The sequence below is a fragment of the uncultured Sphingomonas sp. genome, assembly GCF_964237335.1.
Lineage (GTDB): Bacteria > Pseudomonadota > Alphaproteobacteria > Sphingomonadales > Sphingomonadaceae > Sphingomonas.
Genome location: NZ_CAXSHM010000085.1, coordinates 1 through 2,246, shown reverse-complemented (window position 1 = coordinate 2,246; position 2,246 = coordinate 1). Strand labels below are relative to the sequence as shown.

Below are 2,246 nucleotides of genomic sequence, written 5' to 3'. Positions count from 1 at the left end.
AGGTCGAATAGGGCTGCAATCTCGGGCCGCGTCCAGTCGGTGCGCGGCAGGGGCAGCGTCATCGGCAGCGTCACTGCGCGAACGCCCGAAGCTGGCGCGTGCGCTCGACGGTCAGCCGCGTCTTGCACTGCGTATCCACGACGGCCGGCGCCTGGCCGCGGTACGCAAACGCTTCCGCCAGGCATTCGGAGTCACGGAACGGGAGCCATGCGCGCTGCGCCTGGAGCAATGAATTGGCGAAGCTGGGAGGCACCGGCACCCCGGGCGGCGCCGGCGCGTCCCGCGTCCGCATCCGCGCCATCGCGGCCCGGTACTGGACGGTCATCGCGGCGTCGGCGGCGGCGTAGTCGGTGCCGGCCTGGGCCTCGGCGTCCGCCTGCGCCGGACCGACCGGCGCGGCCGCCGCGAGCAACAGGGCAATCATCAGCATGGCACTTCCCTCTATTCCGCGGCTTCTTCTTGTGGCGGCATGTTGTGGCCGAGCAGGCGCAGCACCTCCTCCGCGGCCTGGATCAGGTTGGTGCCGGGGCCGAAGATCGCCTGCACGCCCGCGTCGCGCAGCGTCTGGTAATCCTGCGCCGGGATCACGCCGCCCGCGATCACCTTGATGTCCGTCCGCCCCGCCTCGCGCAGGTGGCCGATCAGTTCGGGGATCAGCGTCTTGTGCCCCGCCGCCAGGCTGGACGCGCCGACGATGTCCACGTCCTTCTCCATCGCCAGCGTTGCGGCTTCGGACGGGGTCTGGAACAGCGGTCCGGGGACGATCTCGAAGCCTAGATCGCCGAACATGCTGCTCACCAGATTGGCGCCGCGGTCGTGGCCGTCCTGGCCCATCTTGGCCACCAGCATCCGCGGGCGGCGGCCGAGCCGACGCTCGGTGGAGGCGACGCCATCCTCCAACCGCGCCCAAGCCGCATCGCCGTCGTACGCGCCGCCGTAGATGCCGCTGACCGGCGTCGGGTTGGTGCCGTATCGGCCAAACACGTCCTCCATTGCGGAGGATATCTCGCCAAGCGTCGCGCGCGCGCGGGCCGCGACGACCGCTAACGCGAGGAGGTTGCCGGTGCCCCGCGCCCCCTCCCGCAGCGCATCCAGCGCCGCTTGGGCCGCGTCTTGGTCTCGCGACGCCTTCACCCGTGCGATCCGCGCGACCTGCGCCTCGCGCACCGCGACGTTGTCGATGTCGAGCGTCTCGATCGGGTCCTCGCCCTCCTTGCGGTACTTGTTGACGCCGACGATCACGTCCTCGCCCCGGTCGACGCGGGCGGCGCGGCCGGCGGCGGCTTCCTCGATCATCGCCTTGGGCCAGCCGGCGGCGACCGCCTTGGCCATCCCGCCTTCCGACTGGATCCGCTCGATCAGCGCCCAGGCGCCGTCGACCAGGCTCTGCGTCAGGCTCTCGACATAATAGCTGCCACCCAGCGGATCGACGACCTTGGTCATCCCGGTCTCTTCCTGGATCACAATCTGCGTGTTGCGGGCTATGCGCGCCGAGAAGTCGGTGGGCAGCGCGATCGCCTCGTCGAGCGCGTTCGTGTGAAGGCTCTGCGTACCGCCCAGCATCGCCGCCATCGCCTCGATCGTCGTGCGCACGACGTTGTTGTACGGGTCCTGCTCGGTCAGCGAGACGCCGGAGGTCTGGCAATGCGTGCGCAGCATCTTGGAGCGCTCGTCCCGCGCGCCCAGCTGCGTCATCGCGCGATGCCACAGCACGCGCGCGGCGCGCAGCTTGGCGATTTCCATGAAGAAGTTCATGCCGATCGCGAAGAAGAAGCTAAGCCGCCCGGCGAACTTGTCGATGTCGAGCCCGCTCGCGACGCCGTACTTCACATATTCCATGCCGTCGGCGATCGTGAAGGCGAGCTCGTGGAGCTGCGTCGCCCCGGCCTCCTGCATGTGATAGCCGCTGATCGAGATGCTGTTGAACTTAGGCATCTCGCGCGATGTATAGCCGAAGATGTCCGAGATGATCCGCATGCTCGGCTCGGGCGGGTAGATGTAGGTGTTGCGGACCATGAACTCCTTGAGGATGTCGTTCTGGATGGTCCCGTCGAGTAGGCTGCGTGGCACGCCCTGTTCCTCGCCCGCGACGATGAAGAAGGCGAGGATCGGGATTACCGCGCCGTTCATCGTCATCGACACGCTCATCTGATCGAGCGGGATGCCGTCGAACAGGATCTTCATGTCCTCCACGCTGTCGATTGCGACGCCTGCCTTGCCGACGTCGCCGGTCACGCGCGGATGGT

General features: G+C 68.2%; 2 protein-coding genes. Both read right to left on the bottom strand.

Annotated features, from left to right (window positions below):
• Nucleotides 1-70: 70 nt before the first annotated feature.
• Complete coding sequence (locus ACFE65_RS17550) at nucleotides 71-430, bottom strand: lysozyme inhibitor LprI family protein (protein WP_375383649.1); 360 nt, start codon at nucleotides 428-430, stop codon at nucleotides 71-73.
• Nucleotides 431-441: 11 nt separating this feature from the next.
• Nucleotides 442-2,246, bottom strand: a 1,805-nt coding sequence (scpA, locus tag ACFE65_RS17545; RefSeq protein ID WP_375383648.1) for a methylmalonyl-CoA mutase, incomplete at its 5' end; no start/stop codon positions are given.